This is a genomic window from Paenibacillus sp. FSL H7-0350, assembly GCF_038593195.1.
Lineage (GTDB): Bacteria > Bacillota > Bacilli > Paenibacillales > Paenibacillaceae > Paenibacillus_AQ.
The window spans coordinates 5509559-5533546 of sequence record NZ_CP151972.1 but is presented as its reverse complement, the minus strand read 5'-3'; the positions used below and the strand labels follow the sequence as shown (position 1 = coordinate 5533546).

Here is a 23988-nt window from a genome sequence, read left to right as displayed (position 1 = left end):
CCCGTCAATCCTCGAAGTACTTCCACCATTCCACCAGCCAAGGCTCATCAACGCCGCGCAGGAGGAATTCCTCCAGCAGCACCTGACGGACCCGCTTCTCCATCTTCACAAAGCTGTTATCCTCCTGGTACATTGGCGCGTATGAAATATCTTCTGACAGGTAGAGCCGGAAGTCCTTCATGCAATCAAGCACCCTTTTTCCCACTGGAAGCTGCTCTGCTACCTGTACAAGCCATTTATCATACGGGTAGGGGTAGCCCTCCACCGTAATGGCGCAGCGCAGGGCCTGCTTGAACACCTCGACCGCCTGAAAAAGAATCGGAAAAGCCTCTCCCCGGCGCACGGGATTATCCAGGCTTTTGGCAGCACTCCGTAGGTCTATGTATGTCTTCTTCCGCAGGTTCATTAGAAGATCCGGGTGCAGCGGAACCGCTTGCGCGAACAACTCTTTCAAGCCCAGCGGATCATGATAGATACAGGAAACGGATGCATTCCACAACCAGTCCAGTTGCCCCTTCCCCAGAGCCTGCCCCAGCTCCGCTAATTTGAGCAGGGTGTAATGTCCTGTTTTGCCGCCGGGCAGATGCACATCGACAAACAAGCTGCTTCCCTCCGGGATCAGCCCCGCCCGTTCAAACCGGCTCGTAATCGGCTCATAGCGTTCATCCCGGCAGACCAGGATCAGATCGATATCCGAGCTGTCGTCCACAATCCCTAAGGCCGTTGATCCATCCAGCAGGATGCTGATATGCCCGCAATCTTCCGCAAGCAGCGGGTGATTCAGGATGTGGGTGCTGATATAACTGGCAATTTCCTGAAGTAATAGGCTATGCCGCTGCCGGTTGTCCGGCTTAAGCAGCAGACTGGATAGACTTGCCGTCCATAGCATACGCTTCCCTCCCTCTCTTAGTATTTCCGCTTCCTGCAACCAACCGCACAGAACATATTTCCGGAATATTATAACATAATTTAGGAGGGTTACTGTCTGGATTGTCTCATAGTGTACATTTGGTTTGCCGCATGATGACAGGAAGGGAGACTTTGAGAAGAATGAATGATGAAACGATTTATAGCCATGAGGACACGCTGAGGATGCTGGACACTTTTTTCCGGGAGGAGGGAGAGTGGTGGGATGAGTTCTATGCGGATAAGGAGAAGGGCATTCCCTTTTTCCGGGATTGTCCCGATGAGAATCTGGTGGAATCTTTCAGCGGCGGGGTGCTCACCCCGGGCCGGGTGCTTGAGCTAGGCTGCGGAGGCGGCAGAAATGCAGTGTACATGGCCCGTCAGGGCTGTAAGGTGGACGCTGTGGATATTTCTCAGGCAGCGGTCAATTGGGGAATGGAGCGTGCAGCGGCACATCAGGTCGAGGTGAATTTTACTTGCGGGAATATCTTTGACCTGGAACTGACGCCCGGGAGCTATGACCTCATCTATGACAGCGGATGCTTCCATCACATCTATCCCCACCGCAGAGCCACCTATCTGGAACTGTTGGACAGGGCGCTTACGCCCGGCGGTTATTTCGGCTTGACCTGCTTCGCAGCAGGTTCCATGGGTGCAGAGATTACCGATTGGGAGGTCTACCGTCAGCGGCGGATGAGAGGCGGATTAGGGTTCACGGAGGAGCAGCTCGAGACGTTCTTCGGCAGTTACGAGAATATCCGGTTCCGGCGGATGCGCCAGACGGAGCAGAGTGAGAATCTGTTCGGTGAAGCTTTTCTGTGGACGGCCTTGTTCCGAAAAAGATAACTGCAGACATCAGAGCTATAACGAGCCACCACCTACTGGAGCAGTTATCGGATGCTGTCGGAGCTCGAACAGTAGTAACTGTACTTTGTACAATAGAATGCTGTAAAAAGGGCATCGAAATAGATTCTATTGTATTCGGTACATTTGAATGTTGAATAAAGGCTATTTTTCGCCCATTACGCAACATTCTACTGTATGAAATACCTGAAATACCTCTATTCCTCGGTTCTCAACCATTCGGGTAAATTTAGTTGTACAGACTACAGTTAGCAGAGGACGGCCTGCCATTTCACGTTTTTTAGTTGCGCAGAATACACTTATCTTCCATAATTGCTTCGAACGTAACCTCATGCTCTGCACGAAAAATAGGCTGAGCGCTCAACAAATGCGCCCAGCCTATCTCATGCCGCTTATTCCCGCTTACTGTTACTGCACCCGCTCCGTGAACAACCGGCCCGCGTAGTCGCTGATCAGCTCACGCATCGCCAGCTTGCGGCTCCATTCGGCCGGGATGCCACTGAGGCCGTAGTAGGCTCCGGCGATCTGGCCGTAGATGGCCCCGGTGGTGTCCGCGTCATTGCCAAGGTTCACGGCGAACAGTGCGCCCTCTGCGAAGCTGTCCGACTTATGGAATGCCCATAGCGCCGCCTCCAGCGACTCCACGACATAACCCGATCCCTGAATCTGTGGCGGCTCCTTCAGCTTGTAGGAGCCTTGCTTGATGTTCAGCATATGCGGCGTCAGCGTATCTTCATCCAGCCATTCACGGAAGGCCTCCGGCGCCAGCATCTCCTGCTTACTCCAGCCGTGCAGCCCGGCGAGAATATATGCCGCTAGCAGGCGGCAGGCAGCAAGACACTCGGCGGCCCCGTGTGTGGTTCTTGAACTCATCGCTGCATAGCGGATCACCTCCGCGGGGTGCTCCGCATAGTACATCACCACCGGAGCCAGACGCATAATTGAGCCGTTACCGGCAGAGAACGGGTCCTCTGAACCGCTGTAAGCCTCCCCGCTTGCTTCATACCGGTGCAGCGCTTCGCGCGTTGCGTTACCGATATCGAAGCACCGGCTGGTGCTGCTGAGTGCGCCTTCGCGGTACCATTTCACATAACGCTGCATCTGATCTGCCGGATCGAAGCCCTGCAGGGCAAGCAGACTCTCCGCAAGGCAGAGAGCCATGGAGGTATCATCCGTCCACTGACCCGGCTGCAGAGCAAATACCCCGCCGCCGACAATATCTGTCATTGGCTTGAAGGTGCCTGGGGCTTGGAACTCTACAGTTGTTCCCAGCGCATCTCCGGCGGCCAGCCCCTGCAGGCAACCCTGATAACGATCATTAGTCAATGTCACTTGGTCTCCCCCTTTCCAGAAGCCTCGTACCGGCGGTTATTCGCCGGGGTATTTCAGCCCCCATTGTGCCCGGACAGTATCCAGCAGCTTCATTATGGCTAAGGATTCATCGAGGGTCATTACCGGACTCTCAGTAAGTCCCGCTTGAAGGCAGCGGCCCACTTCTTCCGCCTCGAAGGCATAGCCAACCGAAGCGCGTTCATCTTCGAACATCTCTGCTAATTCGCCGTTCATGTACAGCTCAGCAGACTTGGGATTGACCAGTGTGCCTTTGACCACGATATGCCCTTCCGTTCCGTAGACATAAGCTTCCTCATGCATGTTCAGGCGCACGCCCCCGTTCAGAGAAGCAGACACGCCATCGCCGTAGGACAGCAGCAGCGAGAAGTGCTCGTCCACGCCAGTCTCTCCGATATGAACGGTGCTGCTGACCTTCTCAGGATGCGGTCCAAGGACCATCGAGGCGAAGGAGACTGGATAGATTCCGACATCCAGCAGCGCTCCGCCGCCAAGGGCCGGATTCAACAGACGTCCTTCCGGGTTCCAGTCGGCGCGGAAGCCAAGGTCCGCCTTCACCAGCCGCACTTCACCAATTCTCCCGGCTGCGAGCCACTCCCGCACCTTCACCTGCGCCGGGATATAACGGCTCCACATCGCCTCCATCAGGAACAGCTTGTGCTCCCGGGCGTAGGCCACTACTTCCTCCAGTTCAGCACTATTCACGGTAAAAGGCTTCTCGCACAGCACAGCCTTACCTGCACGCAGCGCCAGCAGCGCGTTCTCCCGGTGGAACGGATGCGGTGTGCCGATATAAATGGCGTCTACATCAGGATCATTCACCAGCTCTTCGTAGGTGGCGTATGCCACAGGAATGCCGTGATCGGCTGCGAATTTATCCGCGCTTTCCTGCGAGCGCGAGCCGACTGCATAAGCCACGCCGTTGCTGGCATGGGCCAGATCTGTTGCGAATTGATGGGCAATCCAGCCTGTGCTGAGAATGCCCCATTTTATCGTGTAAGCGTTATCTGCTGCCATAGTAATCTCCTCCTCTTAATGAAGCTCAGGTCCCTCTGATTCTATCAAAATCTCCCTGGTGTGTACATGTCCGCCTTCCGGCAGGACCCTCCAGCTCTAGACAAGTGTGTATTACAGCCCCAAGTGGAAACGGCTTTGCCGTCCTTTTAAAGGACGGTACCGTTTCAGCGAGAAATAGAAGGATAATGGATAGCGTGAAGCCTATACATTCTTATATTTGAACAACGAATTCAGGCGTTCCTCCGAATAACCGTCCTCCCCACGCCAGTTGGCTACAGCGTTGAAGTCATTGCCTCCGCCCCGGCCCTGACGCGGCTCCTCCTGCGGAACCAGAATACCGGCATATCCCCAGATCTCCATCACCACATCCCGCTCATACTGATTAGAAGGGAAAATATTCTTCCAGTGCTTCTCCAGCTTCCGTGCCCCGTCCTTACTGCCGCATAGCTTCACGGCCTCGGCCATGTCCTGCAAAATACGAAGATCCTGCGGAGTTGCCTCCACCTCCTCTTCCCGGCTAAACAGCTCCAGATCCAACCAGCAATACAACAGCTTATTGAGGCGGATGCCACCCCATTTGACCCGCTCGAAATTGAGCACATTCAGATCTACAGCGTTGTACTGCTGATCAGACATCAGATGCCCGGCATCACAGGCCGCACAGCTGCTATACCTTGACTGCTTAGCAGGAGGCTGGGCGTAGGCATGCGCAGACAGCTCCGAGGTCAAGGCCCAACTGGACAAGGCGCTCCGCAGATGAACCTTCCGGGTAGATAGACTGTGCAGGAAACCCGCCGCCACCTTGTCCCGGGTCACGCTTCCGCTGTGCAGCACCCGCAGTTTCTCCACCAGCTCATCATGGGTGATCGTCAGGGGATCGAACATGACCCCCTTGCTCTTGGCATAGTCGAAATCTTCACCGGAAAAAGGCCCGTACGTGCCCTTCCAGCCGCTGGCACTCCAGAACGATTTTTGCAGTATGGTTTTGGCCTTACGATCCATGTATCTTGCTCCCTTCCTTACCTGATGGTCCTGTTCAATGATTATGTATCTCTTATACTTAACCTGAAGGCGGGGATTTGCACCGTTACAAGAAATTACCCCTAAGGGGTGAAGGATGCTTTTATGGCGGTGCTCAGCCTACCTCTCACCAGTTCTGAGGGTCTTCTCCCACCGACCGCTTGTATGGATAGCACAATGTCCATATCTCACCGCAGCAGCAACGATTGTGTTCGCTTTTTTGATTACATTCCGGCCGTACACCCCGCGCCAGCCTAATGTGTTCGGTTTTACGCATACATCCGCCCCCACCGCCTTCGCGCCTGCCCAAGTTACATCGAAAACCCTCCCCGCCAGCCGCAAATCCACGGCAACGGGAAGAGTAATCTCCAAACCCTATATTATTTCTTAAGCACAAGCTCCAGGCGCACATCAAGGTTGTTCTCGGTACTCAGCACGATAGAATGCGGATTGCTAAGGCCGAAATCCTCGAAGGTTACTGTAGTCGTACCCGACAGCTTAAGCTCTCCGCCGCTGTATGCGGCCTGCGAGTCGAACGTGACTTCCTTCTCAATGCCCTTCACAGTCAGCATCCCCTTCAGTTGTACCGGCACCGCGGTACCCTCTGTCCATTCCTTCGGCAGCTCCGAGAAGGACTTCACCGTGAAGGTGGCTTCCGGGAACTCTGCCACGGACAGGAAGTCCGCTCCCTTGACGTGCTCGTCCCGTGGGGCTGTTCCTGAATCAAGTGCGTTCATGTCTACCGACCCTTCGCCGGTCATCGCGGAGGCATCCTCCAGATTCACCTTCCAGGTTCCCTTAACGGAGGGGTCTACGAAGTTCACGGTTTCTTTGGATGTGGTCACAGACCAGTAGACCTTGGACGGCTCTGTAATATTCCAGGCTCCGTTCAACTGCTCCGGTGTTACAGCAGCAGCGGCAGCAGCCGCATTGGCCGTTCCTTCCTTCTGGGCTCCGCTACCCTGGGCCTGCTCAGGAATCACCGATTCAATCTCCACCTTATTGCCAAGGCTGTTATTCACTAAGATGAAGGCGGTGATGGCTCCTGCAATAATTACAATGGCTGCGGTTATAGCGACGGTTCTCTTCTTCATACGATCTCCTCCATTCCATATTCTTATCTCTGCTCTATTGGCTTGGCTCCCATTCTACCAAAGCAATATGTCGGGAATAAGTCAAAGCGGACAGGCCGGGAATATGTTAGAATTGTCGTAATTTTAGTTAAGGGACTGAAGCTCATGCAATCGATACTAATCGTAGAGGATGAAGAAGCCATCGCGCGGGTGCTTAGTGCCTATCTGCGAAAAGCAGGCTTCCACGTCACCCGGGCCGCAGACGGCCGGAGTGCCCTGGACACCTTCGAGGAGGCGCCGCCCTCACTGGTCCTGCTCGATATCATGCTGCCGGAGATGGACGGCTTCGAGCTGCTGCAGCTCATCCGTGAGCGGAGCAGCTGCCCGGTCATCATGCTCACCGCCCGCGACGGCATCAATGACCGGCTCGCGGGACTGGACGGCGGAGCTGACGACTATATGTCCAAGCCCTTCATTCCCGAAGAAGTGGTCGCACGGGTGAAGGCGGTGCTGCGCCGTCCCTCGCAGTGGTCGGACGGCAGCCGCAAGCGCCATTTCGGCAGTCTGTTCATCGATTTCTCGGCGCGCAGCATCTTTCTGAACGGGGCGGAGGTCAGCCTCAGCCCGCGCGACATGTCGGTTCTGCTGTTCCTGGCCGAACGCCCGAATCAGATCTGCACCCGCGACCAGCTGCTGGAGCATGTATGGGAGATGGACTACGATGGAAGTGACCGGGCTGTTGATCTCTCCATCAAGCGGCTCCGTCAGGCACTGTCGCACTGGCCGGAACGTGAGGGCGAGATCCGCACACTGAGAGGAACAGGATATCAATTATGGACAACATAAATAAGAGTAAGAAGAAACGCAACAAGAAGAAGACCACCTCCATTCTCACTTACTGGACTCTGCGGTATCTGCTGATCATCAGCATTGGGCTGCTGGTGACGGCACTGTTCACCTTCTGGTGGATGCAGCAGGAGGCAATGAGCAACCGGATGCAGACGACCGGCCTGCTGGCGCAGGAGATCGCTGACCGCAGCGTAGATACAGACGGCCAATTAGCGATTACCCCGAACCTGAATAAGCTGGTGGAGGACCGCAAACGCTTCTTCAAGGTAACTGAGGAGATGTGTGTAATCATCACCGGACCAGAAGGAGAGCTGCTGTACTCCCAGCCCCCGATGACGGACGAGGAGATGCGGTACAAGCTCAATGATAGCCTGACCGATTCGCGGACCTCGGAATACAAGGCCGCTGCCGCGCAGATCCAGGGGGGCCAGGGCACGCTGGGGCAAGTGCTGGTTATGCAGTCCAAGCGCTCCCTGCGCCATATCCCGACGGAGGAGATTACCTTCTTTTCGATTATCATCGTCTTCCTGATTATTTTAAGCTGGCTGACGATCTATCTCTTATCGATCAAGCTGGCCAAGCCGGTTCAACGGGTGGCCGCCGCCGCCGCGCAGATTAGCAGCGGCCAGTATAATATCGTGCTTGAGACCGGGGCCAGAGAGCGCGAGATTCACGAACTCCTCGTCTCCTTCCAGGAGATGGCGGGCAAGCTGCAGCAGTTCGAGCAGTCGCGGGCCATCATGCTCGCCGGCGTGTCCCATGAGCTGAAGACGCCGGTCACCTCAATCAAAGGACTGCTCCATGCAGTACGCGAGGGGGTTGTCGAAGGCGAGGAGGCCGGGGAATTCCTTGATATCGCTCTGCTTGAGACCGGGCGGCTGCAGCATATGGTCGCTGACCTGCTGGACTACAATGCGTTGACGGCAGGCATGGTTGCCGTCCGTCACGATAACCTTGAAGCAGCACCGCTGCTGGAGGAAATCCTCTATCAATGGATGCTGACCCAGAGCGAGGAAGTCAATAAGCCCATCCTGCTGCTGCCGGAGACCCCGCTTGTGCTGCGAGGGGACCCGCTGCGCATCCAGCAGATTATTGTGAATCTGCTGGGGAACAGCCTGCAGGCGAAGACGCCGGACCGCAAGCTTCAATTGAAGCTTGAACTTACTCCTACGCCGCAGGGGCAGGCCGAAATCACCGTTACGGATAACGGGCCGGGCATCCATCCGGATAGCCGGGAACGGATCTTCGAAGCCTTCTACCGCAGCTCGGGCAAGCAGAGCCTGCTTCGCGGACTCGGGCTGGGCCTGACGTTCAGCAGACTGCTGGCCGAGGCCATGGGCGGCAGTCTGGAGCTGGGCAGCCACCCGCCGCAAGGCTGCTCCTTTGTGCTGCGGCTCCCGCTGGCAGAGTCATGAGCCCGGGAAGCGCGTGTAGTCCCGCGCCACACTGCGTGGTATAATCAATAATTTATAGCGTAAAACATATAAATTCTTATATTTCAAGTGGAAACCGGAGGCGTATATGCTTACTTTTGAACAGAAAATAGCTATTCTTGATTCCTATCCCCAGCTGGAGGCGCGGAAGGTCTCGCTGGGACGGGTGAATTATCACCTGGAGCAGAGCCGGCACGATAAGAAGACCGTGGCTTCGCATATTCACCCGAACGGGAACGGCTTCGTCTATGCCGGGCTGCTGCGGGGCTATGAGACGGATGATAAGGGACTGGTCAATATCCGCGATTATTCGGAGGCTGCGCTGCGCGAGCTGCTGGATGCGTCCATCACCTCTCTCTTGATGTACATTCCCGAGGCCCCGGCCCCTTCCAAAAGAAAGAAAAAAGCGCAGACTGGCGGAGCTGAAGCGCAGTCGCTGTGGACGAATGAGGATGGCCATACGCTGAGCCTGAGATTCGAAGAGGATCTGTGGTATCTCTATGCCGGACTGCAGCTTGAGATGGCCTTCGAGACGACGGCTGAAGCGGAGGAATATCTCGCTGAAGAGGGCTTTGCCCGGGTGGCGGACGAACCACAGGAATAGGAATGGCCCCGGCCCGTAAATCGACGTTTATCGACGATTTACGGGCTTTTTCGGATGAATTCCTGCATATTCCGGCAAATTTATAGAATTTCCCGGTGAGTCCCCTTATACTATAGCCAATGGCATTTTCCATATATTTCACAAGGAGGAATCACCATGAACAATCCGGAAGGTGGAACACCCTTCACGAATCCTGAGGGACCCAACAACCAACCTGGGCAACCGCAGCCCCAGCGCAAGGTAACTGAGCAGCTCAACAACCTGCTCAAGGATGAACGTGTACAGCAGGCACAGGCGGTAGGCAAGCAGTATTGGAGCTTTTACCTGAGAGCCCTTACCCGTCCGTACAGTACAATGAGGGAAATTCCTGTGGCCCATTTCATGAACAGCCTGATCACTATGGGGCTTATGGCCTTGCTGACGGCCTTATATTTCCTCACCCTGTTCATCAAATGGGATGTCTCGGCCATCTTCGGCCCCGGCTTCCTGAAGCCGCTGCTATTGACGGCGGCAGGCCTTGCCGTTGCTTGCGGAGCCACTTATGCCGTTCTCCGGCTGGAGAAGGTCAGCTTTGATTTTAAATTGCTGATTACCCGGATGGGAACACTGCTCGTTCCGGCCGTGGCGCTGCTGGTGCTGGCGATTCTCACGCTCGTTGTCAGCCTGTACTCCTTCTCGACCACACTGGTGGCGTTGTCCTTCCTGTTCGTCTTCATCAGCATGAATACGGCTTTGTTTCAATATCCGCTGAACACCGCCGGCAGCCGGGGAATTGATACCTTATACCCGATTGCCATCGCCAACATTGTGACCGGATATATTTTCTACAAGCTGATCACCTCCGTCATTGCCGGCGCAGCCTTTGGTATGCTCAGCAACTCGTTTAATTTATAAAATCACCCCGCAAAGTGGGGCTTTAGCTAAGATGTTCACCCAGGTACTTTACAGGGGCCCCAAAACAACTTACCAAGTGGAAACGGCTTTGCCGTCCTTTTAAAGGACGGTACCGTTTCAGCGAGAAATAGAAGGACAATTTATCGTGTGAAACCTATAAATTCTTATATTTGCAAAAAAACGGCGCTGCCGTCCTTAACAAGGACAGCAGCGCCGTTTCCATGTGCTACATTGCTATTCAGCCCGTTACGCCTGTTACGGAGTTGTCGGGGCTGACGGTGCAGAAGGCATTTCAACTTCCTTCGCGTCCAGCGCTTCCTGCGGAATTTTGATCTCATCAACCTTGTTGTGATCGCTGATGGTCGCCTTCATATCCATATCAATGGATATTGTCTGGTCCCCATTGATCATATCCATGACCATGGTTACTTCAGTACGGGTTGGGAAGTAGGTCTTTTTATCCACCGCATACGCAATATTCATGGTTTTGATATTCATCTGCTCCATCATGGCAGCCATCTGCTGATCAGAGCCGCCGGTCTGGTTCATGTAAGTCTTCGCCAGCTCCTTGACATCATCACCGGATACCTCTGCGGCCAGCATATAGTTATCGCCATCCTCAGTGATCTTTGTCTTTTCGGAAATTGCCTTGAATTGCTCCAACTGCTTCTCCGGGTTAGTAGACTGCTGCATAGCGGTAATGACCTGTTGACCCATTGTAGCAGGCAGCTTCATCCACGCACCGTTCGTCTGCGAATAGAAGCCGTCCTTTGTCACATACTGCTCAATCTTCTGGTCGCCCTGGGCCGTCTTCATCAGTATCTCCTGATGCATCGTCAGCGGCTCCTTAATGAATTTGGATTTCGTGGTCATATCGGTATCTTGCGCATTGTCCCCTTGTGCCGTCTTCACATTGATCTTCTGCTTCACTTGCGATTCCATCTCGAAGCTCTTCAGCTGATCAGACGCAGCAACCGTCTTCTTAATCAAATCCTCTACACTTGGAACTCCGTCCGAAGTCTGTTCAGCAGGCGCAGCCGATGCAGAAGCTTCCGGAGCCGCGTTCCCTGCAGGCGCAGCTGTTGCAGCCCCCTCCGAGGGTTTGAGTTCCTCATTATTGCCGCAGCCAGCCAAGGCAGCAGTCAGCATAACACCCATAAATATCGTAGTCCATTTCTTCAAGTTCGACTCCTCCCAATCATATCAGCAAGTAGTATTGTTAAATCTTGTGATGTATTTAACCACAGGGACACCCCTTTTAATCAGCCGTTTAAAAGTTACATCCAAAGTCATGGTCGTTCCGCCCGCAAAAGAACACTATGAAGACAGGCAAAACTATGCTTATATGATGGAGAATACTACTAAATCCAAAAGGGAAAGAAGCGTGGACCGCATGAGTTTTGAAATCGTAGAGGCTACCATAGCGGAGATTGGGACTGCTCTGGATTCCGGAGAGATCACGTCCAGACAATTAGTCCTGATGTATCTGGAGCGCATTGCCGATCATGACAAAAGCGGCCTGACCGTCAATTCCGTGCTGGAGATTAATCCGGATGCGCTGTTCATCGCTGAATCCCTGGATGCTGAGCGTCTGCATCAGGGGCCGCGCGGACCGCTGCACGGCATCCCCGTGCTATTGAAGGATAACATTAATACCGGGGATAATATGCATACCAGCGCGGGCTCGCTCGCGTTGGCGGATTCTTTTGCCGGAGAGGATGCCTTCATCGTCAGCATGCTGCGCGAGGCGGGAGCTATTATTATGGGCAAAGCCAATATGACGGAATTCGCTAACTTCATGACGAACGGCATGCCCTCCGGCTACAGCTCCCGGGGCGGGCAGGTGCTTAACCCCTACAACATCTCCACGCCGACAGGAGGCTCCAGCGCCGGTTCTGCGGTAGCGGTAGCCTGTAACTTCTGCACAGTATCCGTCGGAACGGAAACCTCGGGCTCGATCCTCAATCCCGGCAATCTTGGCTCTATTATCGGTATTAAGCCCACGGTGGGGCTGATCAGCCGCTCCGGTATTCTGCCGCTCTCCAGCACGCAGGATACCGCCGGGCCTATGGCACGAACGGTCCGGGATGCCGTCCTTCTGCTGAATGCCCTGCTCGGTCAGGATGCCGGCGATGCAGCTATGGGTACGAACAGAGGTAAGGTTCATGAGGATTATACGGTTTTCCTGGATGCAGACGGTCTGCGGGGAGCAAGAATCGGAATTCCTCGTGATTATTACTTCGAGGAGCTGACGGAGGAGCAGCTTGCGCTGTTCAATGCCTCTGTAGAGAGAATGCGGGAGCTTGGAGCGACAATCATTGATCCGGCCGAGATTACAACAGCACGGGAGATCAGCTATTCATCCGTGGTGCTGAATGAATTCAAAACCTCGCTGAACGCCTACCTGGCCCGCCTGGGTGCGGGTGCACCGATGCGCACCCTGAAGGATATTATTGATTTCAATCATGCCCATCCGGTCCAGACGCTGAAGTTCGGGCAAGCTACCCTGCTAGATGCCGAACATACGACCTCCGGCACCTTCACTGAGCCGCAATATCTTCGTGACCGCATGACAGATCTCAGGCTCTGCAAGGAGCTGGGGATCGACGCTACCATGCGCGAGCATCAGCTTGATGCCCTGCTGTTCCCCGCTGACTTCGGCGCACGGATTACCTCAAGAGCGGGATATCCGTCCATCGTTGTGCCGTCAGGTTATACCTCAGCCGGAGCCCCCTTCGGCGTAACCTTCTCCGCCCGGGCCTATGAAGAACCGGTGCTTATCAGACTGGCCTACGCTTATGAGCAGAACTATAAGGTGCGCAAGCCGCCTTCACTCCGTAGCTTCATCTGATTCCGCTTCACTCTATGTTCTCTATTATTCCTAATACAATGCCTAATCTGCGGCTATGCCCATATGCCTGTTGCCTTCATGGGACAGGCCCCAGGTGCGCAGCTCGTAGCTGCGGATACCCGAAGTGACATACGGGTCCCGCTCTGCGATAGCTGCCGCTGCCTCGCGGGAAGCTGCGCGGATAATCACCATCCCTCCAGGACTGTCACTGAACGGTCCGCATAATACCAGTTGCCCGCTTCGCTCCAGTTCCTGCAGATGCTTGACATGCGCCTTGATAATCTCCATATCCCTGCGGTCCTGCTCCGTAGGACTCAGCAGAATGACATAACAGATATCCTCGGGGTAAGCCGTCTCCTGATTCATGATTATCTCTCCTTCAATCATAATCCTGCCGGTTCTCTTCATCGGCAATGCTCTGAATCTCCTCTGCATGCATCAGATGCAGCTCATAATCGCCTTCGGCATGCAGCTTCACGACCCGCTCTTTCGTAAACTTCGCACTGCTCTCCGCTGCATCCTCGTCGTAGAACAACAGAATCCCGTCGCTTTTGCGCAGCAGGAGATCATCTCTGGCCTTGAACTGCCAGCTTCCGTCATAGGGTGCATTGCTAACGGCTCCATAGTAGTCGGCACCGGCTACAATGCGGCGGTATTCATTCTGCTTCTCTTCCTTCCACTTCTCCTCCGGTGACGTATGGGCTGTAATAATGCCCAGCTTCAGCCCGGGGTATTGCTGCTTCAGCTCCAGCACCACCTCGCAAGCCCACAGATCGACGCCATATTGCCCGGGAGTGATGACCCATTCCAGTCCCTCCTCCACCAGCGGAATGATCCGGTTCGCGAGTGCTTTTTTGATATAAGGAATGCCCTGATGCTTGCTGTCATAAATGCCGAGCTCATGGGCCCGGTAGCCTGTGACCAGTAAAGTCTTCATGTGCCCCGCCCCTCTCATGACTGCTTCATTCCGATATGTATGGAACAACCGGTACTCTATGCATTATATCTTATTTCGCGTGGCAGGGCTGCCGGACCCGGGGAGTATATAAGCCGGACCCACCGTGCCGAATTATTTTCGGTAATTATGAGTAAATTTAGATGAAGTTTGGAAAACTGCATGAAGATGAAAACTCGTACTCCATTATACCCAAAATTCGAGAGCTGGGGATGATTACACTGTTCGGTATGATTCTTTCCTATATACCCGGCTGGGCAATCTTCGCCCAGGCGGGTGTGGCTATACTTGTTCCGCTGCTCCTGGCCTATCTCTATAAATCGCTCTACAAGCTGGTAGGCAGCGGACGCGGCCAGATCGGGTACGGCGCAAGAACCCTTCCGCAGCCGCCGCCACCGCTGGCTCCCGAGGAATCCTCTGCACGTTTTACCGGTGATCTCCAGACCGACCTGCAGGCGGTTAAATCCGGCATCGGCAACAACAGCGATGTCCATTTCAGAGCATTCACAAATGCAAATACAGGTGCACAAGGAGTCGTCATCCATGTCGACGGGATGCAGAGTGACCGGCTGCTCAGTATGGAAGTCATGCAATACCTGATGTATGAGATGCCTGCCGGTCCACAGCCTTCTGTTGAAATGGCCGGGCATCGTCTTCCCTTCAGCGAGCTTAGAGAGGAAGAGCATATCAGGGACTTCAATAAGTATGTCCTCTTCGGTCATGCCGCCCTCCTGATCGAAGGACTGCGCTGCGGCCTCCTGATCGAGATGCCCGATGCTCCCAGCCGCCAAGCGGACGAGCCGGTCTCCGAAGCGCTGCTCCGCGGCCCTAGACTGGGCTTCACGGAAGTGCTCAGCGAGAATACCTCTATTTTGCGCCGCCAGGGCCTTAGCGATCAGCTTGAGATGGTATCCTTCCGGGCAGGGACCGCTATTGAAAGGGAGATCGTTGTGGCCTACATGAAGGATATCGTCAATCCCGACCTGCTGGAGGAGGTCAAGAACCGGATCTCCAAAATCGATATGGATTTCCTGGCCGAATCCGGCTACATCGAGCAGCTGATTGAGGATAATTATCTCAGTCCGTTCCAGCAGCTGCAGAATACAGAACGGCCGGACAGAGTGATCAGTGCCCTGCTGGAAGGACGGGTTGCCATTATGCTGGATGGCACCCCCTTTGTACTAATCGCACCGGTAACCTTCAGCATGCTGCTGCAGTCGCCGGAAGACTATTATGATCGCTGGCTGCCGGGAACACTTCTGCGGCTGCTGCGTTTTGGCGCCTCCTTCTTTGCCCTGATGGCTCCGGCCCTGTACATCTCGTTCATCTCCTTCCATCCGGGGCTGATTCCTACGGAGCTGGCGATCACGATCATCAAGACCCGGCAGGGTGTGCCCTTTCCCTCTCTGATAGAGGTGCTGATTCTGGAGGTCGCCATTGAGATCCTTAGGGAAGCGGGCATCCGGCTGCCGAAGCCGATTGGTCCGGCAATGGGCATCGTCGGCGGTCTGATCATCGGCGATGCAGCGGTCCAGGCGGGGATCGTCAGCCCGTTTCTGGTCATTACGGTGGCTGTAACCGCCATCTCCTCCTTCTCCATTCCGATGTACAGCGCTGGAATCACCCTGCGGATGCTGCGCTTCGCCGGCATGCTGTTCGCCTCGGTGCTGGGAATGTACGGGACCATTCTGTTCTTCCTGTTGATCTGCTGCCATCTGAGCAAGCTCAAGAGCTTCGGAGTGCCTTATCTGACACCGCTCTCCCCGTTCCGGCTCAGTGACTGGAAGGATCTGTTCCTGCGCGCTCCGATGGCACTGATGAAGCGCAGACCGAAAATGATGAAGACCAAACAACGCCAACGAAAACCATAACCATAATAAACGCCTGCGCGTAAGGAGGAACGTTGATGTTCATACGCACCGATGATAAAATCACGGCCACACAAACGGCCATTTTCCTGAACAATACACTGCTGGGTGCGGGAATCCTCACGCTGCCGCGCAGTGTCAGCAAGAGTGTCGGAACCCCAGACGGCTGGATTTCCATTCTGCTCGGCGGTGTCATTGTGATGCTGGCGGTGCTCCTCATGGTCAAGATCAGCCAGCAATTCCCGGGGAAAACGGTCTTTCAATATTCGAGACTGCTCACCGGCCGCTTCTTCGGCGGAGTCCTGTCCATGCTGCTGATCTGTTATTTCATCATCATTGCCGGGTTTGAGATCCGCACACTGGCCGAGGTCACCCTGTTTTTCCTTCTGGAGGGTACCCCCATCTGGGCAGTTATTCTTCCATTTCTCTGGCTAAGTGCCTATCTGGTATACGGAGGCATTAATTCCATTGCCCGCGTCTTCACCATTGTGTTCCCGATCAGCATTATGATTCTGCTCATCTCCTTCGTGCTTAGCCTGCGGATGTTCGATATCGATCATCTGCGTCCTGTACTCGGCAACGGATGGCTTCCCGTATTCGCAGGGCTCAAATCCACCGTGCTTGTATTCACCGGCTGCGAAGTGACCATGACGCTGGTAGCGTTCATGCAGGACCCGAAACTGGCGGTCAAAGCCATTCTTGGCGGCCTCGGTATACTGCTGGTACTCTATTTCCTGACCTTCATAATAGTGATCGGCGGCATTTCGATTGATTCTGCATCCACCAGTACCTGGCCTACCATCGATTTGATGCGCAGCTTTGAGGTGCCCGGTTTTTTCTTCGAGCGGATGGAGTTTCCGTTCATGGTGATCTGGCTGATGCAAATGTTCTGCAACTTCAGCAGCTTCTTTTTCCAGTCCTCGCTGGGTCTCTCACAGATCTTCAAGCTTAAGATCCATCCGGTTATTTATGCTATGGTTCCGCTGCTCTTCATTTCGGCGATGCTGCCGAAGTCCTTAAGTGACCTGTTCGCCCTCGGGGATGCCATCGGTAAGATTGGCGTGGTTCTGTTCACGCTAGTGCCTTCAGTGCTCTCGGTCGTCTGGCTCATCCGCGTGAAGGGGCTGAAGCAGCATGTGTAGACGAATCCTTCTGCTGCTGTGCAGTCTGCTGATTCTCGCCACACAGACCTCCTGCTGGAGCAGCAAGGAGATCGAGGATCTTGCGCTCTACGCCGGACTGGCCCTGGATACTGCGGAGCTCTCACCCACCGAGCAGAAGCTGGAGGATCAAGGTGCGACTTACTCCAAGCGTAATATGGTTACCGCCACTGTCCAGATGGTTCCGGCCAATTCTGTTGGCGGCTCAGAGAATCCGGGTACCCATAACAACGGCAGCGCCCCCTACATGAATGTCACTGGAACCGGAGACTCTGTACTGGAGATCTTCCGCCAGTATTCCATCCTGCGTGATCGGCCCATTATCGGGCACCACCTCAAGGTTATTGTTGTGTCCACAGAGCTGCTCAAGCAGTATAAGATGAACCAGCTAATGGATTTCGTGCTGCGTGATAATGACATCCGCCCCAGCACCATGGTGTTCTTAAGCCAGGGCCGGGCCGAGGAGACACTCGTCTCCAACCAGAAGGATGTCATTCCTTCGTTTCATATCCGGGATATGATCCGCAACCAGAAGCGGACCAGCAAGGTACTCGACCCTGTCATTTTATCTAAATTGGATTCCCTCATGACCTCCAAACGCAGTTATGCACTGCAAAATCTGGTGACGGCAAACGGCGAGGTCGAATTCTCCGGGGCCGGCATTATCAAAGGCGAAACCGGGCACTGGGCGGGGGCATTGACTCAGGAGGATACGGAATGCCTGGCCTGGCTGACCAATTCCGCCCAGGCTGGTGTTATCAAAACCTATGATTCAAGCAACGAGCCGATCACCTATGAACTCAAGGCTATGAAAAGTAAAATCACGGCCAAAGTTGACGGCGGCTCTCTGTCCTTCGACGTCAATATCAAAACAGAAGGAAGGCTGATTGAAACCTGGAACATAGACGAATACCCTGCTTCCGCTCATTTTCCCCAAAAAGCAGAGAAGCTGTTCAAGAAGCGGCTGGAGCAGATGATGCAGAGCCTGCTTCACAAGCTGCAGTCCGATTACAAAGCAGATGCCGCCGGGTTCTCCAACCGGCTCAGCATTCAGGAGCCCGCCTTATGGAGGAAGCTGGAGGATCACTGGGACGAGGAGTTCAGCCGGACCCCTATTCATGTCACCGTTGATTTGAAGATTACGGACTTCGGCTCCTTCACTCAATAGAATAATCCCGTTAAGTGAGTCTGTATAAAAAAGAAGCTGTCCCGGCCACCGTTTCTAATAAACGGCCTTCGGGACAGCTTTGTCGTGCCTTACTGTTTGTCTGATTTGTCTGAGAGAATCAGCACTCCGTGCCCAGGAACCGGGGTGGAGCCGCTGGACTTCTTCCCGGTAAGCAGATCGGTCCGCTTGCCTTCGCCAATATCCGCCCGAAGCTCCTCTGCTGAATGGTTCAGCAGGAACAGATAGGATACGCCGTCCTTCACACGCTGGACGGACTCAATGCCTTCAGGTGCGCTGACCAGCGGCACAATGCCGTTATCCGCGCACAGGTTAGCGAGGAAGCCGTTAAGGAAGGCCGCATCGGGACTTGTGGCCACATAATAGGCCTTGCCTTCACCGAAGCTATTCACCGTCAGGGCAGGCATGCCTTTATAGAAATCCGCGCCATACTGAGCGAGCACCTCTGCGCCTTCGGGATGAATCAGGTCGCAGAGCAGACCGCAGGTGTAAGAACGGTTCAAGGCTCCCCAGTCCTTATTCATTACAATTTCATTGCTCATGCCCGGCAGAAGGGCATCGATCTCCTCGGCCCAGATTCCCAGCACCTTGCGCAGCTCTCCCGGATACCCGCCAACCGTAACCAGATCGTTCTCATTAACAATCCCGCTGAAATACGTCGTAATGAAGGTCCCGCCTGCCTGGACGAAGGCTTCGACTTTCTCGGCGAAGCCCGGCTTCACCATATACAGCACCGGTGCAATGACAATCTTGTATCTCGACAGATCCTCTTCTACCCCGATCATATCCGCTTCGATGTTCTGCTGATAGAGCGCATCATAATACTTATGGACCTCATCCACATAATTCAGTGCAACGGACGGGCCGCTGGAGAGATCAAGCGCCCAGCGGTTCTCCCAGTCGTAGACAATCCCGATCTGCGCCGCACTGCGTGCATCCAGCAGCTCGCCGCCCAAGCTTTCCAGTTCCCGGCCCAGCTCGGCGCATTCGCGGAATACGCGGGTATGCTCATGTCCTACATGCTCAATGACCGCTCCGTGGTACTTCTCACACGCGCCGATGGACCGCCGCAGCTGGAAGAACAGCACGGTGTCGGCACCGCGCGCTACCGCCTGATAGCTCCAGAGACGCATCACGCCGGGGCGCTTCAGGGAATTGTAAGGCTGCCAGTTCTGCTGACTTGGCGTCTGCTCCATCAGCATGAACGGCTGGCCGTTCTTCAGGCCGCGCATAAGATCATGCGTCATCGCTGTATAGCTGACCGGGGTGTCCAAGGACGGATAGTTATCCCAAGAGATTACATCCAGGTACTTGGCCCACTTGAAATAGTCCAGCTCCGGGTAGAAGCCCATCAGGTTAGTCGTAATTGGAACATCCGTGCTGTACTGCTTAATCGCCTCATATTCGAGGATGTAGCATTCCAGCAGGCTATCCGACATGAATCTGCGGTAGTCCAGAGAAATCCCCTGGAAGTTGGTCCGGTTGCCCCCCCACTCTTCACTGAGTTCATTCGGAACAACGATTTCCTCCCAGTCATAGAAGGTATGGCCCCAGAACCGTGTGTTCCAGGCTCTGTTGAGCGCATCCAGCGTTCCGTAACGGTCCTTCAGCCAGACGCGAAAAGCAGCCTCGGACTGCTCGGAGTAATCATAGCCGCCGTATTCATTAGAGATATGCCAGGCCACCAGGCCCGGATGATCCTTATAGCGCTCCGCCAGCTTGCCGGCCAGCAGCGCCGCATATTTGCGGTAGATTGCACTGTTCGGATTGGAGTTGTGACGCCCGCCGAATTTGCGCTTGCGGCCCTGGACATCTACCCGTGTCACTTCAGGATAGCGGTGAGCCATCCAGGCCGGATGCGCCCCTGTACCCGTAGCCAGACATACATATGTGCCGTTCTTATATAAGCGGTCGATTAATTCATCCAGACCCGCGAAATCGTACGTATCCTCAGACGGCTGAATCAGCGCCCAGGAGAACACATTGATGGTTGCCACATCTATGCCCGCGAGCTTGAACATCCGCTCGTCCTCCGCCCAGACCGGGGCCTCCCATTGCTCCGGGTTATAATCTCCACCGTACCAGATCTTAGGTAACTTCTCGTTGATCACGCTACGCACATCCTTTATAGTATAAGTATATTCTTATTTTAATCGCTACCGCTATCGCTATAAATATAATATTAATGAATAGTAATATAATAATATGGAACAACAGGAGATGAACCGGAATGTCACTGGATGCCGTCCGCAGAATCGTATTCGCCCAGGAGAGCGGCCAGCTGCTCCCCATCACCCTCGACAGTATGGGCTATAACCCTGATCAGGAACAAGTCTCCCGGCCGCAAGGCTATCACACCTATCACTGGCTGCAGACAGCGCATGGTAGCGGGATGATCCACTTCGACAATAAGAAGCTCACCCTCACCGAGGGCAGCGGCATTCTACTGATGCCGGGTACACCGCACCGCTATGAAGCGCTCTCCTCAGAGACTTGGCGCACCTATTATCTCACCTTCGGAGGGACCTCAGCACGGCATATTCTGGATTCGCTCGGGATGAACACCAGCCTGTTCTACCGCTGGGAGAGCGGAGCGCCGCTGCGCTGGATGCTGAAGGAGATGCTGGACCGCCACGATGCTTCGAATGACATGTTCAGTCTCGGGGAATCCAGCGATGCCTACCGGTTCCTGCTGACTCTGAACAAATACGGGCAGCTGCATAACAACACGGCGATCTCCCGCAATGTAGACAAGCTTCAGCCGCTGCTGAAATGGATGGACAGCCATTATGGCGATCCCGAGGTAGGTCTCAGTGATCTCGCTTCCCGGCTTGAGGTGTCCGGCAGATATCTGAACAGCCTGTTCCTGCAGACCTTCGGGCTCTCCCCCTATGCTTATTTCGTCCGGCTGCGCATCCGCAAGAGCAAGGAGCTGCTAGTCGCCCAGCCCGAGCTTACCGTCAAGGCCATCTCGCAGCTGGTCGGCTTCCGCGATGTCAGCCATTTCGTAGCCACCTTCCGCAAGCAGTCGGCGGTTACGCCGGAGCAGTTCAGGAAGCTGCACTGAGTAGCACGTAAGATTGTGTTCGCTTTTCCGTATACATATTGCACTCGACATTTCCTTTACAAACACAGAGACGGATACCATCCACCTAAGTGGGGTATCCGTCTTTTGCGGCATAAATATTTGATCTTATACTACGCTGATGACTTCACTGCGCTTGTTCCTCCACAGTACCGCCGCTGCCTTGCAGCCTGTCTGTACCGCTCACTGCTTCCGGCAACCCTGCCTTCAGCTCTTCTATGAACTCCCGGAACGCACTCGTCATATAGAGGTCACGCCGCCGGATGAATACCGTCGGCACCTCTGCATACTGCTCGGGGAACGGATAGATCCGGATACCCTCAGTGACATTCATCCGGGTGAAATAGGATAACGGCAGCACCGCATAGCCGATTCCCGCCTTTACGCAGCCGAGCAATCCTTCCATCGTCCCGAACTCCATCACCTTACCCAGCCGTCCGCCCTCTTCCGCCAGCCAGCTCTCCAGCCTGTTCCGGTACAGACATTCTGAATTTAGCATCAGCAGAGTCTTGTCATGAACAGAGAGGATACCCTGATAATCCATCGTATCGGGTATCACCAGCCCAATCCGCTCCTGAATGAGCAGCTCCTGAACAAGCTCCGGGTGCTCCACCGGTCCGTCCATCAAGGCCCCCTGCACGTTATGCTGCAGAACCGACTCGATAAGCTCCCCCGCCCGTCCGACCTTAAGATGAACTTCCACATCCGGGTAGCACCCGCGGTACGTGGACAGGATAGCAGGCAGCCATACTGCCGCCGTCGTATCCGAGCCAACGCTAATTGAGCCTGTCGGAACCGGCGAATCCAGTACCGCCAGCTTGGCTTCATCCAGCAGATTAAGAATCTTGGCCGTATACTCCATGAACGTCCGTCCTGCCGAGGTCAAGGTGATTCCCCGGCTATGCCGGTAGAACAGCGGAGTCTTCAGCTCCTGCTCCAATTGTTGAATTCTTGCAGTCACATTCGACTGCACATAGTTCAGGCTTTGTGCAGCCTTTGAGATACTTCCTTCTTCAGCAACCGCCTGAAACACTTTGAGAAGACCCATATCCACGCTGCATCGCTCCCCCGGATCACCCATCAGCCGCAGTGATGGCCACCATCATTTCCCTTCATTATACATGATCCGCTCCACCGATTATGATAAAAATACCAAAGAAGGAGTGATACTCATGGGAAATAAACAGTGGAATTTCAAAATCCCCGGCAGCCCGGAAGATACCGCATTAACTATAGATACGAAGCAAATCACTACCGTCTATGACCTGCTGGACAGGCTGCGGCAAGCACAGTCCCAGACTCCCCAGGTTACCCCCTTACTCTCCAGAACCTTTTGAAAAAGACGCTATCCTTCCGCCTGATGATCCACCCGCCGCTGCCTTATCAAGTGGAAACGGCATTGCAGTCCTTTAATAGGACGGTACCGTTTCAGCGAGAAATAGAAGGATAAGTTATTGTGTGCAACATATAAATTCTTATATTTACACGAAGGACGCCCCGCCTCCTCTCCTTTTCGGAGAGAGACTGGAGCGTCCTTCACAGCTTCGCTTACTTAAGCGCTTCGTCTTATTTCTTCAGCTTATCCCAGGCAGCCTGCATGCCCTTCTCCCAGCCGGCTTCATCTACTTTGCCGGCAATCAATTCTTGAATAGAGCTGGCGAATTCCTGTGTAACGCCATCAGGGAATTTGGAAGCCTGCAGCCCGTATACCTTGCCTTCTTTTACATAATTCCAGACATCCGCACCCAGCAGACCGATATCCTCAGGGGTTGCCGGAATGGTGGACAGTGCAGGAATGAACTTCCATTTCTTCACGATATACTCTTTCCCCATATCCGAAGTGACCAGCCAGTTCAGGAACGTCTTCGCTTCTTCCTTGGAGCCGGATTCCTTATTCACTACCAGGTTCGCCGGAACGCCCACCGACAGCTTATCGTTCATCGCCGCATCATCGTTGATGGGCATCGGGAACATCCCGATGTTCATGTCCGGCGTAATGTTGTCCACCAGCGTCTGTGCCCAGTTGCCTTCCTGCATCATAGCCGTTTCTCCCTTGGCGAACAGTGCCAGGTGAGTATTGGCATCGGTGGTCAGCGGATTCTTCTGGCCGTATTTTACCGTCAGGTTCAGCAAGTTGCTCCAATCCTTGAACTTCTCATTCCCTACAATGGATGCAGTTCCGTCGTTCAGGCCCTTGATGAATTCATCTACATTATCCTGCTGAGCAAAAGCTACGCTAATCCCCTGAATCCCCAGCAGCCACCACTCCTGATAAGCGTTGCCAAACGGAGTTACGCCAATCGCCTGTAGCTTTTTTGCTGCTTCTTCAAGCTGGGAAATGGTTTTTGGCGTCTCTGTAATCCCGGCTTTGGCGAACAGGTCCTTGTTGTATACATAACCGATTCCTTCAAGGTTCATTGGCATCCCGTAGGTTTTGCCGTCCTTGGTCATAGGCTCTGCCGCCAGTGGAATCAGATCCTTCACCCAAGGCTGGTCCGACAGGTCTTCCAGTTTGTCAGCCCACAGTGCCATTTCGGCATACCCGCCGTTACTGAAAATATCAGGAGCATCGCCGGAAGCGAATTTGGTCTTGAGCGCTGCACCATAGTCTGCTCCGCCGCCCACGGTCTGGATATCCAGCTTGATGTTAGGATGCTCCTTCTCGAATTCTACCTTCAGCTCATTCAGGCCTTCCACAATCTCAGTTTTGAACTGGAAAATCTTAACGGTCTTCACAGCGCCGCTATTGCCAGCGCTTCCATTAGAAGCATTATTGGAGGCAGACTTATCGGCATTGCCGCCACAAGCCGCGAGCACTACTGACATAAGCATTACGGATGACATCATCAGTGCAGAATGTTTCTTCTTCATTA

Annotated in this window: 22 protein-coding genes; 11 read left to right on the top strand and 11 right to left on the bottom strand. The window is 54.3% G+C overall.

Going from position 1 to position 23988, the window contains the following annotated elements; all coding sequences use genetic code 11:
- Window positions 1–4: 4 nt before the first annotated feature.
- Window positions 5–889 (bottom strand): hypothetical protein, encoded by an 885-nt coding sequence (locus tag NYE24_RS25165; protein WP_342476957.1) that lies wholly within the window; start codon window positions 887–889, stop codon window positions 5–7.
- Window positions 890–1050: 161 nt separating this feature from the next.
- On the opposite strand from NYE24_RS25165, the gene NYE24_RS25160 reads away from it, so the two are divergent.
- Window positions 1051–1752 carry a class I SAM-dependent methyltransferase gene (locus NYE24_RS25160; protein ID WP_342479296.1) on the top strand — a complete coding sequence of 234 codons (702 nt, stop codon included), beginning with the start codon at window positions 1051–1053 and terminating at the stop codon, window positions 1750–1752.
- A gap of 426 nt (window positions 1753–2178) precedes the next feature.
- Here the strand turns inward: NYE24_RS25160 and NYE24_RS25155 are convergent, their stop codons facing one another.
- The 4 genes from NYE24_RS25155 to NYE24_RS25140 all read right to left on the bottom strand — a co-directional run bounded on the left by NYE24_RS25155 (window position 2179) and on the right by NYE24_RS25140 (window position 6251).
- Entirely contained in the window at window positions 2179–3102 is a 924-nt protein-coding gene (locus NYE24_RS25155) for an ADP-ribosylglycohydrolase family protein (RefSeq protein WP_036701308.1), read from the bottom strand.
- Between the two features lie 36 nt (window positions 3103–3138).
- Window positions 3139–4137, bottom strand: coding sequence for a Gfo/Idh/MocA family oxidoreductase (locus NYE24_RS25150; RefSeq protein ID WP_342476956.1), 999 nt, complete (start codon window positions 4135–4137; stop codon window positions 3139–3141).
- Window positions 4138–4338: 201 nt separating this feature from the next.
- A complete protein-coding gene (locus tag NYE24_RS25145; RefSeq protein ID WP_342476955.1) occupies window positions 4339–5139 on the bottom strand; it encodes a hypothetical protein in 801 nt (266 codons plus the stop codon).
- A gap of 398 nt (window positions 5140–5537) precedes the next feature.
- On the bottom strand, window positions 5538–6251 hold the full coding sequence (locus NYE24_RS25140) for a YceI family protein (RefSeq protein ID WP_342476954.1): 714 nt from the start codon (window positions 6249–6251) through the stop codon (window positions 5538–5540).
- A gap of 144 nt (window positions 6252–6395) precedes the next feature.
- Between NYE24_RS25140 and NYE24_RS25135 the strand changes: the two genes are divergently transcribed.
- The 4 genes from NYE24_RS25135 (at window position 6396) to NYE24_RS25120 (ending at window position 10010) form a co-directional block, all read left to right on the top strand.
- Complete coding sequence (locus NYE24_RS25135) at window positions 6396–7076, top strand: response regulator transcription factor (RefSeq protein WP_036701316.1); 681 nt, start codon at window positions 6396–6398, stop codon at window positions 7074–7076.
- A complete protein-coding gene (locus tag NYE24_RS25130) occupies window positions 7064–8494 on the top strand; it encodes a HAMP domain-containing sensor histidine kinase (protein ID WP_036701318.1) in 1431 nt (476 codons plus the stop codon). The genes NYE24_RS25135 and NYE24_RS25130 overlap by 13 nt, the downstream gene beginning before the upstream one ends.
- 106 nt (window positions 8495–8600) lie before the next feature.
- Window positions 8601–9116, top strand: coding sequence for a hypothetical protein (locus NYE24_RS25125; protein WP_036701320.1), 516 nt, complete (start codon window positions 8601–8603; stop codon window positions 9114–9116).
- Between the two features lie 156 nt (window positions 9117–9272).
- The gene (locus NYE24_RS25120) at window positions 9273–10010 is read left to right on the top strand and encodes a hypothetical protein (protein ID WP_342476953.1); all 738 of its coding nucleotides are present in this window, start codon (window positions 9273–9275) and stop codon (window positions 10008–10010) included.
- A gap of 255 nt (window positions 10011–10265) precedes the next feature.
- Here NYE24_RS25120 and NYE24_RS25115 read toward each other — a convergent pair whose 3' ends face one another.
- Complete coding sequence (locus tag NYE24_RS25115) at window positions 10266–11192, bottom strand: DUF6612 family protein (protein ID WP_051494060.1); 927 nt, start codon at window positions 11190–11192, stop codon at window positions 10266–10268.
- Between the two features lie 211 nt (window positions 11193–11403).
- On the opposite strand from NYE24_RS25115, the gene NYE24_RS25110 reads away from it, so the two are divergent.
- Entirely contained in the window at window positions 11404–12861 is a 1458-nt protein-coding gene (locus NYE24_RS25110; protein WP_036701325.1) for an amidase family protein, read from the top strand.
- Window positions 12862–12903: 42 nt separating this feature from the next.
- Here the strand turns inward: NYE24_RS25110 and NYE24_RS25105 are convergent, their stop codons facing one another.
- Together NYE24_RS25105 and NYE24_RS25100 are read right to left on the bottom strand one after the other, a co-directional pair.
- Complete coding sequence (locus NYE24_RS25105; RefSeq protein ID WP_083677915.1) at window positions 12904–13227, bottom strand: YciI family protein; 324 nt, start codon at window positions 13225–13227, stop codon at window positions 12904–12906.
- A gap of 13 nt (window positions 13228–13240) precedes the next feature.
- The gene (locus NYE24_RS25100; protein ID WP_342476952.1) at window positions 13241–13798 is read right to left on the bottom strand and encodes a DUF1273 domain-containing protein; all 558 of its coding nucleotides are present in this window, start codon (window positions 13796–13798) and stop codon (window positions 13241–13243) included.
- A 239-nt stretch (window positions 13799–14037) separates the two neighbouring features.
- On the opposite strand from NYE24_RS25100, the gene NYE24_RS25095 reads away from it, so the two are divergent.
- Genes NYE24_RS25095 through NYE24_RS25085 form a run of 3 tightly spaced genes read left to right on the top strand, consistent with a single transcriptional unit; the run spans window position 14038 to window position 18012 of the window.
- Entirely contained in the window at window positions 14038–15687 is a 1650-nt protein-coding gene (locus NYE24_RS25095; protein WP_342479295.1) for a spore germination protein, read from the top strand.
- A 35-nt stretch (window positions 15688–15722) separates the two neighbouring features.
- Window positions 15723–16826, top strand: a complete 1104-nt coding sequence (locus NYE24_RS25090) for a GerAB/ArcD/ProY family transporter (protein WP_342476951.1) — start codon at window positions 15723–15725, stop codon at window positions 16824–16826.
- Window positions 16819–18012, top strand: a complete 1194-nt coding sequence (locus NYE24_RS25085) for a Ger(x)C family spore germination protein (protein WP_342476950.1) — start codon at window positions 16819–16821, stop codon at window positions 18010–18012. Before NYE24_RS25090 ends, NYE24_RS25085 begins: the two co-directional genes overlap by 8 nt.
- Before the next feature lie 89 nt (window positions 18013–18101).
- Here NYE24_RS25085 and NYE24_RS25080 read toward each other — a convergent pair whose 3' ends face one another.
- Window positions 18102–20141, bottom strand: a complete 2040-nt coding sequence (locus tag NYE24_RS25080; RefSeq protein ID WP_036701332.1) for a beta-galactosidase — start codon at window positions 20139–20141, stop codon at window positions 18102–18104.
- 119 nt (window positions 20142–20260) lie between these two features.
- Between NYE24_RS25080 and NYE24_RS25075 the strand changes: the two genes are divergently transcribed.
- Entirely contained in the window at window positions 20261–21097 is an 837-nt protein-coding gene (locus tag NYE24_RS25075) for an AraC family transcriptional regulator (RefSeq protein WP_051494062.1), read from the top strand.
- Between the two features lie 145 nt (window positions 21098–21242).
- Here the strand turns inward: NYE24_RS25075 and NYE24_RS25070 are convergent, their stop codons facing one another.
- Entirely contained in the window at window positions 21243–22163 is a 921-nt protein-coding gene (locus NYE24_RS25070) for a LysR family transcriptional regulator (protein WP_342479294.1), read from the bottom strand.
- 124 nt (window positions 22164–22287) lie between these two features.
- On the opposite strand from NYE24_RS25070, the gene NYE24_RS25065 reads away from it, so the two are divergent.
- On the top strand, window positions 22288–22452 hold the full coding sequence (locus tag NYE24_RS25065; RefSeq protein ID WP_179090433.1) for a hypothetical protein: 165 nt from the start codon (window positions 22288–22290) through the stop codon (window positions 22450–22452).
- A gap of 229 nt (window positions 22453–22681) precedes the next feature.
- On the opposite strand, the gene NYE24_RS25060 is transcribed toward NYE24_RS25065, so the two are convergent.
- Window positions 22682–23986: an extracellular solute-binding protein gene (locus NYE24_RS25060; protein ID WP_036701336.1), complete on the bottom strand. Its 1305-nt coding sequence runs from the start codon at window positions 23984–23986 to the stop codon at window positions 22682–22684.
- Window positions 23987–23988: the final 2 nt, after the last annotated feature.

What these genes read in the sequence shown, in the direction of transcription:
- NYE24_RS25165 (WP_342476957.1), bottom strand. Translation starts at nt 889, where the DNA reads ATGCTATGGACGGCAAGTCTATCCAGTCTGCTGCTTAAGCCGGACAAC.
- NYE24_RS25105 (WP_083677915.1), bottom strand. Translation starts at nt 13,227, where the DNA reads ATGAATCAGGAGACGGCTTACCCCGAGGATATCTGTTATGTCATTCTG.
- NYE24_RS25135 (WP_036701316.1), top strand. Translation starts at nt 6,396, where the DNA reads ATGCAATCGATACTAATCGTAGAGGATGAAGAAGCCATCGCGCGGGTG.
- NYE24_RS25060 (WP_036701336.1), bottom strand. Translation starts at nt 23,986, where the DNA reads ATGAAGAAGAAACATTCTGCACTGATGATGTCATCCGTAATGCTTATG.
- NYE24_RS25145 (WP_342476955.1), bottom strand. Translation starts at nt 5,139, where the DNA reads ATGGATCGTAAGGCCAAAACCATACTGCAAAAATCGTTCTGGAGTGCC.
- NYE24_RS25100 (WP_342476952.1), bottom strand. Translation starts at nt 13,798, where the DNA reads ATGAAGACTTTACTGGTCACAGGCTACCGGGCCCATGAGCTCGGCATT.
- NYE24_RS25150 (WP_342476956.1), bottom strand. Translation starts at nt 4,137, where the DNA reads ATGGCAGCAGATAACGCTTACACGATAAAATGGGGCATTCTCAGCACA.
- NYE24_RS25065 (WP_179090433.1), top strand. Translation starts at nt 22,288, where the DNA reads ATGGGAAATAAACAGTGGAATTTCAAAATCCCCGGCAGCCCGGAAGAT.
- NYE24_RS25120 (WP_342476953.1), top strand. Translation starts at nt 9,273, where the DNA reads ATGAACAATCCGGAAGGTGGAACACCCTTCACGAATCCTGAGGGACCC.
- NYE24_RS25075 (WP_051494062.1), top strand. Translation starts at nt 20,261, where the DNA reads ATGTCACTGGATGCCGTCCGCAGAATCGTATTCGCCCAGGAGAGCGGC.
- NYE24_RS25125 (WP_036701320.1), top strand. Translation starts at nt 8,601, where the DNA reads ATGCTTACTTTTGAACAGAAAATAGCTATTCTTGATTCCTATCCCCAG.
- NYE24_RS25090 (WP_342476951.1), top strand. Translation starts at nt 15,723, where the DNA reads ATGTTCATACGCACCGATGATAAAATCACGGCCACACAAACGGCCATT.
- NYE24_RS25160 (WP_342479296.1), top strand. Translation starts at nt 1,051, where the DNA reads ATGAATGATGAAACGATTTATAGCCATGAGGACACGCTGAGGATGCTG.
- NYE24_RS25140 (WP_342476954.1), bottom strand. Translation starts at nt 6,251, where the DNA reads ATGAAGAAGAGAACCGTCGCTATAACCGCAGCCATTGTAATTATTGCA.
- NYE24_RS25110 (WP_036701325.1), top strand. Translation starts at nt 11,404, where the DNA reads ATGAGTTTTGAAATCGTAGAGGCTACCATAGCGGAGATTGGGACTGCT.
- NYE24_RS25085 (WP_342476950.1), top strand. Translation starts at nt 16,819, where the DNA reads ATGTGTAGACGAATCCTTCTGCTGCTGTGCAGTCTGCTGATTCTCGCC.
- NYE24_RS25130 (WP_036701318.1), top strand. Translation starts at nt 7,064, where the DNA reads ATGGACAACATAAATAAGAGTAAGAAGAAACGCAACAAGAAGAAGACC.
- NYE24_RS25070 (WP_342479294.1), bottom strand. Translation starts at nt 22,163, where the DNA reads ATGGGTCTTCTCAAAGTGTTTCAGGCGGTTGCTGAAGAAGGAAGTATC.